General features: G+C 67.9%; 11 protein-coding genes. 8 read left to right on the top strand and 3 right to left on the bottom strand.

Translation table 11 applies throughout. The features are described from left to right. Nucleotides 1-18 precede the first annotated feature (18 nt). Complete coding sequence (gene flgL / locus CFB39_RS16750; RefSeq protein ID WP_089473690.1) at nucleotides 19-1,260, top strand: flagellar hook-associated protein FlgL; 1,242 nt, start codon at nucleotides 19-21, stop codon at nucleotides 1,258-1,260. Between the two features lie 94 nt (nucleotides 1,261-1,354). On the opposite strand, the gene CFB39_RS16745 is transcribed toward flgL, so the two are convergent. Together CFB39_RS16745 and CFB39_RS16740 are read right to left on the bottom strand one after the other, a co-directional pair. Next, nucleotides 1,355-2,524 (bottom strand): MFS transporter, encoded by a 1,170-nt coding sequence (locus tag CFB39_RS16745; RefSeq protein WP_089473689.1) that lies wholly within the window; start codon nucleotides 2,522-2,524, stop codon nucleotides 1,355-1,357. Next, nucleotides 2,521-3,747 carry an ATP-grasp domain-containing protein gene (locus CFB39_RS16740; RefSeq protein WP_089473688.1) on the bottom strand — a complete coding sequence of 409 codons (1,227 nt, stop codon included), beginning with the start codon at nucleotides 3,745-3,747 and terminating at the stop codon, nucleotides 2,521-2,523. Before CFB39_RS16740 ends, CFB39_RS16745 begins: the two co-directional genes overlap by 4 nt. 407 nt (nucleotides 3,748-4,154) lie before the next feature. Between CFB39_RS16740 and CFB39_RS16730 the strand changes: the two genes are divergently transcribed. After that, nucleotides 4,155-5,462, top strand: a complete 1,308-nt coding sequence (locus CFB39_RS16730; RefSeq protein ID WP_089457064.1) for a solute carrier family 23 protein — start codon at nucleotides 4,155-4,157, stop codon at nucleotides 5,460-5,462. 58 nt (nucleotides 5,463-5,520) lie between these two features. Here the strand turns inward: CFB39_RS16730 and CFB39_RS16725 are convergent, their stop codons facing one another. Continuing rightward, nucleotides 5,521-6,405 (bottom strand): transcriptional regulator GcvA, encoded by an 885-nt coding sequence (locus CFB39_RS16725; RefSeq protein WP_069249062.1) that lies wholly within the window; start codon nucleotides 6,403-6,405, stop codon nucleotides 5,521-5,523. Between the two features lie 96 nt (nucleotides 6,406-6,501). Here CFB39_RS16725 and CFB39_RS16720 point away from each other — a divergent pair, with 96 nt between their 5' ends. From CFB39_RS16720 to gor, 6 genes are all read left to right on the top strand, one after another. Then, on the top strand, nucleotides 6,502-7,140 hold the full coding sequence (locus CFB39_RS16720) for a chromate transporter (protein ID WP_089473686.1): 639 nt from the start codon (nucleotides 6,502-6,504) through the stop codon (nucleotides 7,138-7,140). Then, on the top strand, nucleotides 7,137-7,664 hold the full coding sequence (locus CFB39_RS16715; RefSeq protein ID WP_089473685.1) for a chromate transporter: 528 nt from the start codon (nucleotides 7,137-7,139) through the stop codon (nucleotides 7,662-7,664). The genes CFB39_RS16720 and CFB39_RS16715 overlap by 4 nt, the downstream gene beginning before the upstream one ends. 57 nt (nucleotides 7,665-7,721) lie before the next feature. Next, nucleotides 7,722-8,420, top strand: a complete 699-nt coding sequence (locus CFB39_RS16710) for a YoaK family protein (RefSeq protein ID WP_089473684.1) — start codon at nucleotides 7,722-7,724, stop codon at nucleotides 8,418-8,420. Nucleotides 8,421-8,776: 356 nt separating this feature from the next. After that, nucleotides 8,777-9,898 (top strand): porin, encoded by a 1,122-nt coding sequence (locus tag CFB39_RS16705; protein WP_034190325.1) that lies wholly within the window; start codon nucleotides 8,777-8,779, stop codon nucleotides 9,896-9,898. A gap of 375 nt (nucleotides 9,899-10,273) precedes the next feature. After that, entirely contained in the window at nucleotides 10,274-10,498 is a 225-nt protein-coding gene (locus CFB39_RS16700; RefSeq protein WP_043185162.1) for a hypothetical protein, read from the top strand. Nucleotides 10,499-10,742: 244 nt separating this feature from the next. Then, a complete protein-coding gene (gene gor / locus CFB39_RS16695) occupies nucleotides 10,743-12,101 on the top strand; it encodes a glutathione-disulfide reductase (RefSeq protein ID WP_089473683.1) in 1,359 nt (452 codons plus the stop codon). The last annotated feature ends 53 nt before the right edge of the window (nucleotides 12,102-12,154 follow it).

The following is a 12,154-nucleotide window of genomic DNA, read 5'->3' as shown; positions in this document are numbered from 1 at the left end:
ATTCGAGGGATAGAAGCGATGCGGATTTCCAGCGCCCAGTTCTTCCAGCTGAACGTTTCACAAATGAACGATCAGCAGGCCCAGCTTGCGCAGCTGTATCAGCAGATCTCGAGTGGCGTGAGCCTGCAGACGGCGGCGGACAATCCGGCCGGCGCGGCGCAGGCCGTGCAGCTGTCGATGACGTCGGCGACGCTGTCGCAGTACGCGACCAACCAGAACGCGGCGCTCGCGTCACTGCAGGCCGAGGACCAGACGCTGCAGAACGTGAGCACCGTGCTGACGAACACGCAGTCGCTGCTCGTGCGCGCCGGCGACGGTTCGATGTCCGACAGCGACCGCTCGGCGCTCGCCACGCAACTGCAGGGTTACCGCGACCAGTTGATGACGCTCGCGAACACCAACGACGGCGCGGGCAACTACCTGTTCGCCGGCACGAAGAATTCGGCGGCGCCGTTTTCGACGACGCCGAGCGGCAGCGTTACCTATGTCGGCGACACCGGCACGCGCCAGGTGCAGATCGCCGATTCGAGCACCGTGTCGCAGGGCGACACGGGCGCGGCCGTCTTCATGTCGGTGCCGGCGATCGGCAGCTCGCCGGTGCCGTCGGCCGGCGCGGGCAACACGGGCACCGGCACGATCGGCGCGGTCACGGTGACCAACCCGTCGATCGCGACGAACGGCCATCAGTTCTCGATCAAATTTGGCGGCACGGCCGCCGCGCCGACCTACACCGTGACCGACAACTCGGTCAGCCCGCCCACCACCACGCCGGCGCAGGCTTATTCGTCGGGCGCGGCGATCTCGCTCGGCGGCGGAATGACGGTGGCGGTGTCGGGCACGCCGGCCGCCGGCGACACGTTTGCCGTTGCGCCGGCGCCGCAGGCGAGCGGCGGCTCTGACGTGTTCTCGACGCTCGACGCGATGATCGCGGCGCTGAAGACGCCCGTGACGGGCAACGCGGTGGCGGGCGCGGCGCTGAAGAACGCGCTGATGACCGGCTCGACCAAGCTGGGCAACACGATGCGCAACGTCACGACGATCCAGGCATCGGTCGGTGGCCGCGAGCAGGAAGTCAAGGCGATGCAGGCCGTCAACCAGACCGCGTCGCTGCAGGTCACCAGCAACCTGTCCGACCTGACGAGCACCAACATGGTGACGACGATCAGCCAGTTCCTGCAGATGCAGAACGCGCTGACGGGCTCGCAGAAGGCGTACGCGCAGTTGCAGAACCTGTCGCTGTTCCAGTACATCAACCCCTGATGTCAGTCGCGCCGGCCGCGATGTGAGCGCCCGCTTGCGTCGCGGCCGGCTTCGGTCGCCGCCCGGTCGAGTGTTTGCCCGGGCGGCTGCAGTATCAGGTCGCGCGCTGGGACGTCGACAGCTCGCGACTTTCAGTGGCGTTGATTTCGGCCGCACGGACCTTGACCTTGCGCGTCGTCGTCAGGGTTGCGATCGCCAGCATCGCGGCCGCCACGATGCAGACGGCGCGCGGCTGCGGACACGCCCAAAGCAGCGCTTGCGCGCCGGCCTCCCCGAACGCGCCTGCGACCCAGATGAAGCCAAAGTAGCGGCTGTGCGCATGCGCGGGTGCGTGTTCGGAAACCAGGTGGTAGAGCACCGGGATCGACAGGAGTTCGCCGATGCTCAACACGACTATGCCCGCGCCGACCATCCAGCCGGCGGGTGCTGTTCCCACCAGCGCGACGCCGACGGTGGTCAGCGCGAGTCCGGCCGACACACTGGGCCAGGAGATACCGGTCCTTGCCGGGCGGCGCAGCGTCCACAGGTAAGCGAGCAGGACCGTGGCCGAATTCACGCCCAGCCAGACGTTGCCTTGCGTGCGTAACCCGAGATCGGCTGCAATCAGGGGCGCGCTGGAAAAGATCATCGTGTAGCACGCCCAGATCGCGCTGAACAGGATGAACACCCTCAGGAAGATCGGGTCGTGCAGCGGTGCGAACCAGGACGCGGATCGATGCGGTGCCGGTATCGCGCGCGATCCTGCCGAGGAAGCGAGTACGGTCACCAGTGCGACGCCAGCCGGAAGCAGGAGCCACGGGCATGCGTTGCCGAAGGCCGGCCACAGGAGAAGCGGGCCGGCCAGTGCCCCGACGTTGATCAACAAATAGTGCGTGGAAAAAGCGCGGCTGCCGGCCGGGCCTGATACCTGGCTCAGCATTGAATAAATGACCGGATTCAGGAGCCCGCCACCGATTCCGACCAGTCCGCCCGCGAAGAACAGCGCTTGCGACGAGGTGGCCTGACACAGTGCCGCCAGCCCGAGCGCCTGTAGCAGCGAGCCGAAGGCGAGCGTCGAGCGTTTCGAATACTGGTCCGCGAGGAATCCGCCCAGCAAAGGGAAGAGCCGGTAGCAGAAGATCTGGATCACGAAGAACAGCGCGAGCCCCGAATCATCCAGCCAGCCTGCCTGCCAGGCGGAAATGGGTTTGTTCGGCGCGATCGAGAAGAACAGGAGCTTGTCGAGCGCGTGAAAGGCGAGCAGCGTAAGCAGCGGTCGATTCATCGTGCGATCCTGACGACGACATCGCCCAGCACCGCCTGTACCCGGTCGGCCGCGATGTCGGCCGTGTCACCGGTCACGATAACGAATGCGATCCGGTCAGCGGAGCTTTCGGGTGGACGAATGCGGTCCCCCGGTTGCTTTTCCAGCCCGCAATGGACGACATAGTCGCGCCGAGTGGCGTCGTCCCAACCGTCGAGCGCTTCCAGCACGCCTTCGCACGGGGCAACGACGAACCCCACGGCGGCCGCCGCGTTTCGAGCGGGGGGCATTGTTTCGGAATCTGCCAGCAGCGCTCGCAGGTGGAGCTTGAACAGATCGATGCCGGTTGCGAGCGGGACCAGGTGCGTTGTGATGTGATCGCCACCGGGGCGCGGGTTGGTCTCGATAATGCGCGGGCCAGTCGAAGTCCAGCGCAACTCGATGTGAAATACGCCGGTATCCAGGCCGAGCGCCTGCGTCGCGGAGCGGGCCGCGTCGAGCAGTGCCTGACGTTGCCGCGCGGGGAGGCGCGCGGGGAATACGTGACCGATCTCGACAAACGACGGCGGTGACGTCACCCATTTCTCCGTTACGCCGGAAAACCGAACGGTTCCGTCGACTAGCGCCAGCTCGACGCTGAACTCGCGACCGTCCGCGAACGCCTCGAGCAGGTACTCGGTACGGCGTGCCAGGCCGAACATGCCGAAGTCCGTTTGCTGCAACTGGCGATACGCAGGTTCGAGCGCGGTCTCGTCTTGCAGCAGCGTGACCCCCTTGCTCGACGCGCTGCTGGTCGGCTTGATCACGAGCGGATAGCCGATTCGGGCTGCCGCGGCTCGCGCATCGTCCAGGGTCGCGACCAGTGCGTAGTCGAGCGACGGTGCCCCCGCCTGCCGATACGCGTGCCTTGCGAGATCCTTGTGGACGCCGCATTCGGCCGCGAGCGCGGGGACGCCGCGCAGTCCCAGCAAGGCGACCAGTTTCGCGGCTGTCACGGTGACGAACTGATTGCCGGCGACCACGGCCGCGATGGTCGGCAGCAGGTCCGCTTCGTCCAGCGCGTGCTTGACGGCTTGCGCGTCGTTTACCGGGCACACCAGCACACCACGCACCTGATCGCGATAGTTGTACTGATCAGGATGCGTCGCGTCGCTGGTTACCGCCCAGCATTCCAGGCCTAGCGCACGGGCCGCCTGAATGTAACCGAGGCCGAAGAAGCACGGCTCGATGATGAGAACCTTCATGGGTTTGCTCCTCTCGTGGCGCGCGCGCCCTTTGCCGTTCACGCACGCTCTGGATTACCGGCGGTCAGGCGTTCCTGTCTCTCCAGTTTTTATTGGCATTCGGATGCGTCCGCTCTCCGCTGTTCCGGAATAAGCAGACTGCACGCGCTGATGCAGGCTTTCTCGTGTTGAGCTACTGTTTTGAACTCGATGGATCCGTGCCGCCACGCTCGCAGCGGGGCAGTCCAGCTACTTTAGGGGGGGCGGCCCCGGCCGTGAATTGGACGAGTTCGAATCTGCAGGGCTGCCGTTCGGCTGCCGCGTGCGCGTCCGCCGCTTGCCAGCCCCATTTCCGCTCCGTAAACTCGCGCCAGATTCCAGACCGGCGCATCCTCCGCAGCCGGCGACCGACAGGAGCCCTTTTCCCCATGTCCGATTCCTACTTCCCGCGCTGGCGGGTGCAATCGACCGGCGCGGCCTCGCGCGTGGTCGGCCCCGACGAGCGCCTCGCGTGGCCGCAGATGGTCGCGATGGGCGTGCAGCACGTCGTCGCGATGTTCGGCTCCACCGTGCTCGCGCCGCTGCTGATGGGCTTCGACCCGAACCTGTGCATCTTCATGTCGGGCATCGGCACGCTGCTGTTCTTCGTGCTGGTCGGCGGCCGCGTGCCGAGCTACCTCGGCTCCAGCTTCGCGTTCATCGGCCTCGTGATCGCGGTGACCGGCTACGGCGGCAGCGGCCCGAACCCGAACATCCCGGTCGCGCTCGGCGGGATCGTCGCGTGCGGCGTCGTGTACGTCGCGCTCGGCCTGCTGGTGCAGGCGATCGGCACGCGCTGGATCGAGACGCTGATGCCGCCCGTCGTGACCGGCGCGGTGGTCGCGGTGATCGGGCTGAACCTCGCGCCGATCGCGGTCAAGGGCGTGTCCGGGTCGACCTTCGAATCGGTGATGGCGCTCGTGACCGTGCTGTGCGTCGGCGGCGTCGCGGTGTTCTCGCGCGGCATGGTGCAGCGCCTGCTGATCCTGGTCGGGCTGGTGATCGCCTACGCGATCTACGCGGTCGCGACCAACGGGATGGGACTCGGCAAGCCGATCGATTTCTCGATCGTCGGGCAGGCGGCCTGGTTCGGGGTGCCGAGCTTCCGCGCGCCGGTGTTCGATCCGCACGCGATGCTGATGCTCGCGCCGATCGCGGTGATCCTGGTCGCGGAAAACCTCGGCCACATCAAGGCCGTCAGCGCGATGACGGGTACCAGCCTCGATCGCTACGTGGGCCGCGCATTCATCGGCGACGGGCTCGCGACGATCGTGTCGGGCAGCGTCGGCGGCACGGGCGTGACGACCTACGCGGAGAACATCGGCGTGATGGCCGTCACGCGGATCTACTCGACGCTGGTGTTCGCGCTCGCCGCGGTGATCGCGATCGTGCTCGGCTTCTCGCCGAAGTTCGGCGCGGTGATCCAGACGATTCCGGGCCCGGTGCTCGGCGGCGTGTCGATCGTCGTGTTCGGGCTGATCGCGGTGACGGGCGCGCGGATCTGGGTCGTCAACAAGGTCGACTTCTCCGACAACCGCAACCTGATCGTCGCGGCCGTCACGCTGGTGCTCGGTGCCGGCGATTTCTCGCTGAAGATCGGCGGCTTCGGGCTCGGCGGGATCGGCACCGCGACGTTCGGCGCGATCATCCTGTACGCGATCCTGCGCAAGGAAAAGGAACCGGGCCCGGTGGTCTGAGCGTCCGGCGGGCGGTGCGCTGCCGCCCGCGCCATCTTTTGCGTCGACCGTCGAGGCGCTACGCGCCGACGTTCGACTGCGTCTGCAGCCACGCGCAGAACTGCGCGACGAGCGGATCGTCCGCCGGCGCGCGCGGCGCGATCCACCAGTAGCTGCGCGTCGCGATGCGCGGCCCCTCCAGCGGCATCACCAGCCGGCCGCTCGCGAGCTCGTCGTCGATCAGCGGCAACGGGCCGAGCGCGACGCCCAGGCCGTCGACGGCCGCCTGCAACGCCAGGTAGAAGTGGTCGAACGACTGCCGCTTGCGCCCCTTCATCGCCACGCCGGCCGCCGCGAACCAGTCGCGCCAGCCTTCCGGCCGCGTATCCGAATGCAGCAGCACGTGGCGCGCGAGATCGTCCGCACGCGCGATCGGCGCGCGCTTGAGCAGCGCGGGGCTACAGACGGGAATCACGCTTTCGTCGAGGAAGTGGCCGCTCGTGCAGTTCGGCCAGTGGCCGGGGCCGCGGCGGATCGCGACATCGAAGCCGTCGAGCGTGTCGAGGGGCGCATTCGACGTCGACAGCTTCAGCTCGACGTTCGGCACGTCGCGCTGGAACCGCGACAGGCGCGGCAGCAGCCATTTCATCGCGAAGGTCGGCAGCGCATTGATGCGCAGCACGCGTGCCGCGCCCGTGTTGCGCAGCTGCTCGGTCGCGAGCGCGATGCTGTCGAACGCCGCGCGCACGGTGTCGAGGTAGCGGCGGCCTTCGTCGGTGAGCTTCACGCGCTTGCCGTAGCGGTGGAACACCGGCTTGCCGAGCCAGGCCTCGAACCCGGCGATCTGCCGGCTGATGGCACCGTGAGTCACATGCAGCTCGTCGCCGGCGGCGCTGAAGCTTTCATGTCGTGCCGCTGCTTCAAAGGCCCGAAGCGCGGAAAAGGGCGGGAGATCGCGTGCCATGCTTGTGATTCTAGATCACAAGGGCGCGCCGATAAAATCGTTTTGCCGGCATGCCGAACGGCGGTAACCTCGGTTCACCGTTTGATAAGGAACCCCATGCAATCCGCTTCTCCGCCGGCCGCCCCGCCGCCGGCCGCCTCACCCCGCGGCGTCGGCCTCGCCGAGCTGTTCACCGGTTTCCTGTCGCTTGGCCTCATGTCGTTTGGCGGCGCGCTGCCGTTCGCGCGGCGCACCATCGTCGAAGAGCGCAAGTGGCTCTCCGCCGACGAATTCACCGATCTGCTCGGGCTGTGCCAGTTCCTGCCGGGCGGCAACGTGATCAACCTGTCGGTGGCCGTCGGCATGCGCTTTCGCGGCGTCGCCGGCGCGTTCGCCGGCATTCTCGGGCTGATCGCGGGCCCGACGCTCGTCGTCGTCGCGCTCGGCGTGCTGTACGCGAAGACGCAGAACGATCCGCGCGTGCAGCACCTGTTCGCGGGGCTCGCCGCGGCGGCGGCCGGGCTGCTCGTCGCGATGGCCGTGAAGGTCTTGAAGCCGTTGCGGCATGCGCGGGCGGCAGCCGGCATCGCGGTGCTCGCGTTCGTCGCGATCGCGGTGCTGCGCATTCCGCTGCTGACCACGATGCTCGTGCTGACGCCCGTCAGCGTGTGGTTCGCGTCGCGCCGCCGCGACGCGGGCACGCCGCAGCCGGCGCCGGCCGCGGCGCGCGACGCGCAGCGAGGAGAGCAGCCATGAACGACACGCTGATCGCCATCGCGACGATCTTCAGCCAGTTGTCGCTGCTCGCGTTCGGTGGCGGCAACACGATCCTGCCGGAGATGCAGCGGCAGGTCGTCGACGTCCATCACTGGATGAGCGCGCACGAGTTCACCGCGCTGTTCGCGCTGGCCCAGGCGGCGCCCGGGCCGAACATGATGATCGTGTCGCTGGTGGGCTGGCACGTGGCCGGCTGGAGCGGGCTCTTGGTCGCGTCGCTCGCGAAGTTCGGGCCGTCGTCGATCGTCACCGTGCTCGCGCTGCATGCGTGGGAGCGCTTTCGCGACCGGCCGTGGGGCCGCTACGTGCAGCAGGGGATGATGCCGGTCACCGCCGGGCTCGTCGCGGCCAGCGCGGTGCTGATCTCCGAGGCATCGAACCGCACCGCGATCCAGTGGGGCATCACGGCCGCGTGCGCGGTGCTCGCGTGGCGCACGCGCATCCATCCGTTGTGGCTGCTCGCGGGCGGCGCGCTGATCGGGCTCACGGGCATCGGGCAATGACCGGCGCACTTTGACCGCCCGTGCGCCATACTGGCGCGAATCTTCACGGGAGGCTCGATGGATCTCGACGGCGCCAGCCGCAATCTCACTGTCGCCGCGTTGCTGACGCTGTCCGGCGGCTACCTCGACGCGTACACGTATGTCGGCCACGGCCACGTGTTCGCGAACACGATGACCGGCAACGTCGCGCTGCTCGGCATCAACCTGTCGGCCGGCGAATGGGCCGCCGCGCTGCATCACGTGCCGCCGCTCGTCGGCTTCACGATCGCGGTGTTCGTCGCGCACCTGCTCGGGCTTGCCGCGCAGCGCGGCTGGATGAAGCACACGGCGTTCGCGAGCCTGCTCGTCGAGATCGTTTTTCTCGGCGTCGCCGCGAGCGGCCTCGTCGGCGCGTCGAGCGCCTGGCTGATTCCGGGCATCTCGTTCGTCGCGACGCTGCAGACGCTGTCGTTCACCCATCTCGAGGAGCTGTCGTACACGTCGGTGATGACCACCGGCAACCTGCGGCGCGCCGCGCAGAAGCTGTTCGTCGGGCTGATCCCGCGCTACGACGCGGGGGCGCTGCACGACTCGGCGCTGCTCGCGACGATCAGCTTCTGCTTCCTGGCCGGCGCGGTGGTCGGCGGCCTCGTCACGCGGCTCGTGCCGGAGGTCGCGCTGTGGGGCGCCGTGCTGCTGCTCGTCGGCGCGTTCGTGGAAATCGTGCGGCGCGCGTGGCGCCGGCACACGGCCGACGGCGGGCCGGCGGCGGCGTGACCGCGCCTCCCGCGGGCGCACCCCTGCGTGCGCCCCCTGCGTGCGCCCCCTGCGTGCGCCCCCTGCGTGCGCCCGTTCCGCGGCACCTGCCGCGCGATCCTGACAGACCTGACGCACCGTCAACCGCGCGAGCGGCCGCTGCCGTATGGGCCCCGATGCCCGCCCGATGTGCGTTGCCGCGCGCAGCGTTGTGCGCGGGCGACAGTTCCGCCGTTACCGCGCATTTCAATTTCTTTCAGCGATGGCAGTCGTCATATGATTCAGCCCACATCGCGCGCGCCAAGAACGTGAGCGATCGCCACCCGGCTGCGCACGCGGCCGGCCATGAATGGAGACACCTACAAAAAGGAAAGCTCATGAAGCAGACCACCCGACTCGCAGCCATCGCAGGGGGCGCCGCGCTCGCATTTGCCAGCCAGTACGCGGCCGCGCAAAGCTCGGTCACGCTCTGGGGCGTCGCCGACGCCAGCATCCGTTACCTGACCAACGCCAACGCCAAGAACGACGGCCTGCTGTCGATGACCAACGGCGCGATCACGAACAGCCGCTTCGGCATCTACGGCACGGAAGACCTCGGCGGCGGCCTGAAGGCCGTGTTCAACCTCGAGAGCGGCGTGAACCTGCAGAACGGCGCCTTCGCCGACAGCGGCCGCCTGTTCAACCGCGCAGCGTACGTCGGCCTGCAGAGCCCGTACGGCACGGTGACCCTCGGCCGCCAGAAGACGCCGCTGTTCGACCTGCTGTCGGATACCTACGATCCGCTGACGGTCGGCAACTACCTCGAAAACGCGTGGCTGCCGGTCGCACTCGGCGGCGGCCTGTATGCGGACAACCAGATCAAGTACACCGGCAAGTTCGACGGGCTGACCGCGAAGGCGATGTACTCGACCGGTACCAACTACGAATCGACCGGCGCGGGCGGGTTCTCGGGCCAGATCCCGGGTTCGCTCGGCAAGGGCAATGCGTGGGGCGTGTCGCTGTCGTACGTGATGGGCCCGCTCAGCATCGCGGCCGGCGCGCAGCAGAACAGCGACAACTCGGCGCGCAAGCAGACGATCTACCACGCGAACGTCGTGTATGCGTTCAGCAAGGCGAAGATCTACGCGGGCTACCTGCGCTCGAAGGACGACACGGGCTTCGTCGACAGCCTGCTCGCACAGCAGACGATTCCGGTCGCGAAGGGCACCGGCCGGATCGACGACGGTCCGTTCGCGGGCGTGAGCTGGCAGGTCAGCGCGCCGCTGACGCTGACGGGCGCGTTCTACTACGACCACATGCGCAACGCGATGACCACCAACGGCACGCTCGCGAGCGGCAACCGCTACGCGATCGTCGGCATCGCCGAGTACGCGCTCAGCAAGCGCACGGAAGTCTACGGCACCGTCGACTTCAACAAGACGAACGGCGCGGCGAACGTCGAGCTGCCGGGTCGCAGCAACCAGACCGGCATCGCGATCGGCCTGCGCAATATCTTCTGACGAACGTCGGAACGCATCGGCCGGCAGTCGTCCGGCCTGCATCGAAGGGGCGCCGCGAGGCGCCTCTTTTTTTTCGTCACGCGACCTTCATACGCGCGCACGACTATTCGGCGAATGCTTCATCACGAGACCCCCGCGCCGTAAGGGTTTCGTCGGCAATCCAGAACATACTTTTACAGTGCGCGCGAAGCCTTTCCGCTACGCTGCGTGCATCGCCCGTAGCGTGCCGCCTGGCGCGCGCGTGCGTCGTTCCGGTTGCGCTCGGCGAGTGCGGCCGGCCTGGTGCGTAACTTGTGTATCCGGTGATGACAATCGCGGTCCGCCGGTTTTTTTCGTGGGACGATGCGCTCACGATTTTCTTGAAAGGGGATGACGATGGGTATCCTGAACACCGTGGGTGAAATCGCTGGCGCAGTCGCTGCTGTCGAAGGCGCGGAAAAGCTGGATCCGGATGCGGGCCTGCTGACCAAGGCGGCCGCCGCCGTCGCAGGCTTCAAGGGTGCGGAAGCGATCGAAGGCATGCTCGAGAAGAAGGAAGAGCAGCCGCAGCAGGCAGACGACACGCAGGCGACGGACGGCAGCGACACGTCGCAGGCATGAGCATGGCGGCTGGTCCGGCCGTGGGCGCGCCCTTCGCGCGCCCGGGCGGACCGGTGCCGCGCAGCCGGCAGGTCGGGCATGCGGTCGATCGGTGACGCATGACACACCCGGCAGCTGGTTTGACCGGCGAGAGGCAACGTCTCTCGCCGTTTTTTATTGGGCGCGCGCCGGGCTGCATCGTGCGCCGCAAGATTGCCGGAATCTTGCTATCGTGCCGTCATCCGAACTGCGATGAGGGAATGCGATGGATTTCGACTACGACCTGTTCGTCATCGGCGCCGGCTCGGGCGGGGTGCGGCTCGCACGCATGTCCGCGTCATACGGCGCGCGCGTCGGCATAGCGGAAGAAGAGCAGATCGGCGGCACCTGCGTGCTGCGCGGCTGCATTCCGAAGAAGCTGCTCGTCTACGCATCGCACTACCCGCATGAAGTCGAGGATGCGAAGGGCTTCGGCTGGACCTTCGGCGCCGGCACGCTCGACTGGCCCGCGCTGATCGCCGCGAAGGATCGCGAGATCAACCGGCTCAGCGACATCTACATCAACCTGCTAAGGCAATCGGGCGTCGAGATGCACGCGGGGCGCGCGACGCTCGTCGATGCGCATACGGTCGCGATCGGCGAACGAAAGATCCGTGCGCGCCACATCGCGATCGCGACCGGCTCGCGCCCGTCGATGCCGGCGCGGCCCGGCATCGAGCATGCGATCACGTCGCGCGAGGCGCTGTCGCTTGCCGCGTGCCCCAAGCGCATCGCGGTGGTCGGCGGCGGCTATATCGCGGTCGAGTTCGCGGGCATCTTCAACGGCTTCGGCAGCGACGTCGACCTGTTCTATCGCGGCGAGAAGATCCTGCGCGGCTTCGACGACGACGTGCGCCAGTTCCTGACCGACGAGATGACGAAACAGGGTGTCACGATCCATGCACGCTCGGTGATCGAGTCGATCGAGCGCGCGGACGACGGCACGCTGAGCGTGCGCGTCGGCGCTGAGCGGCACGGGCCGTACGACCAGGTGCTGTATGCGACCGGCCGCGTGCCGAACGTCGACGGCCTCGGGCTCGAGCAGGCGGGCGTGATGCTCGACGCGCGTGGCGCGATTGCCGTCGATGCGTATTCGGCGACGTCGGTGCCGTCGATCCACGCGATCGGCGACGTCACGTCGCGGCCGCAGCTCACGCCGGTCGCGACGCGCGACGGCGGGTTGCTCGCCCGCACGCTGTTCGGCGGGTCGCGCGTCGCGGCCGATCACGAATGGGTGCCGTCGGCGGTGTTCAGCCAGCCCGAGGTCGCGACGGTCGGGCTCACCGAGTCGACCGCGCGCGACCTGTACGACGGCGACGTCGATATCTACCGCACGTCGTTCAAGGCGTTGCGTCACACGCTGTCGGGCCGCGACGAGCGCACGCTGATGAAGCTGGTCGTCGCGCGCGACAGCCAGCGCGTGGTCGGCGCGCACATGGTCGGCCGCGATGCGGGCGAGATCATCCAGGGCATCGCGATCGCGATTCGCGCGGGTGCGACCAAGGCGCAGTTCGACGACACGATCGGCATTCACCCGACCGCGGCCGAGGAATTCGTGACGATGCGGCAGAAGGTGGCGGATTAGCGGGGGCGCGTCGGCGCACGGCGACAACGGAACGGCTGCGCTTCGGCGCGGCC

Source organism: Burkholderia sp. AU6039 (assembly GCF_002223365.1).
In the GTDB taxonomy this organism is placed as follows: Bacteria; Pseudomonadota; Gammaproteobacteria; order Burkholderiales; family Burkholderiaceae; genus Burkholderia.
The sequence above is the reverse complement of the archived record's forward strand: the minus strand, read 5'-3'. Positions and strand labels throughout refer to the sequence as shown.

Excerpts from the sequence above, each read along its gene's own strand:
- flgL (WP_089473690.1), top strand. The coding sequence starts at position 19 with ATGCGGATTTCCAGCGCCCAGTTCTTCCAGCTGAACGTTTCACAAATG.
- CFB39_RS16745 (WP_089473689.1), bottom strand. The coding sequence starts at position 2,524 with ATGAATCGACCGCTGCTTACGCTGCTCGCCTTTCACGCGCTCGACAAG.
- CFB39_RS16740 (WP_089473688.1), bottom strand. The coding sequence starts at position 3,747 with ATGAAGGTTCTCATCATCGAGCCGTGCTTCTTCGGCCTCGGTTACATT.
- CFB39_RS16730 (WP_089457064.1), top strand. The coding sequence starts at position 4,155 with ATGTCCGATTCCTACTTCCCGCGCTGGCGGGTGCAATCGACCGGCGCG.
- CFB39_RS16725 (WP_069249062.1), bottom strand. The coding sequence starts at position 6,405 with ATGGCACGCGATCTCCCGCCCTTTTCCGCGCTTCGGGCCTTTGAAGCA.
- CFB39_RS16720 (WP_089473686.1), top strand. The coding sequence starts at position 6,502 with ATGCAATCCGCTTCTCCGCCGGCCGCCCCGCCGCCGGCCGCCTCACCC.
- CFB39_RS16715 (WP_089473685.1), top strand. The coding sequence starts at position 7,137 with ATGAACGACACGCTGATCGCCATCGCGACGATCTTCAGCCAGTTGTCG.
- CFB39_RS16710 (WP_089473684.1), top strand. The coding sequence starts at position 7,722 with ATGGATCTCGACGGCGCCAGCCGCAATCTCACTGTCGCCGCGTTGCTG.
- CFB39_RS16705 (WP_034190325.1), top strand. The coding sequence starts at position 8,777 with ATGAAGCAGACCACCCGACTCGCAGCCATCGCAGGGGGCGCCGCGCTC.
- CFB39_RS16700 (WP_043185162.1), top strand. The coding sequence starts at position 10,274 with ATGGGTATCCTGAACACCGTGGGTGAAATCGCTGGCGCAGTCGCTGCT.
- gor (WP_089473683.1), top strand. The coding sequence starts at position 10,743 with ATGGATTTCGACTACGACCTGTTCGTCATCGGCGCCGGCTCGGGCGGG.